Annotated in this window: 1 protein-coding gene; it reads right to left on the bottom strand. The window is 61.9% G+C overall.

The annotated features are described in order from the left end of the window. On the bottom strand, window positions 1-310 hold a 310-nt coding region (locus LPA41_RS41445), incomplete at both ends, for a KR domain-containing protein (RefSeq protein ID WP_229076999.1).

Here is a 310-nt window from a genome sequence, read left to right as displayed (position 1 = left end):
CGACAACGCCGGAAAACCAGCCCGCGCCATCCGACGCCGCTCCACCACACCCGCCATACCGACATCCCACGCACCCCACGCCAACGACAACCCCACCAAACCCCGCGCCCGCCGAAACTCAGCCAACGCATCCAAATACGCATTACCCGCCGCATAATTCGCCTGCCCCGCAGTACCCAACAACCCAGCCACCGACGAAAACAACACAAACAACTTCAAATCCAAATGCGCCGTCGCCTCATGCAAAAACCACGCAGCATCCGCCTTCACCGCCAACACCGCATCCAACCGCTCCGGCGTCAACGCCTCC

It is taken from the genome of Actinoplanes sp. DH11, from assembly GCF_020873875.1.
Taxonomy (GTDB): domain Bacteria; phylum Actinomycetota; class Actinomycetes; order Mycobacteriales; family Micromonosporaceae; genus Actinoplanes.
This window is presented reverse-complemented; position numbering and strand designations above follow the sequence as displayed.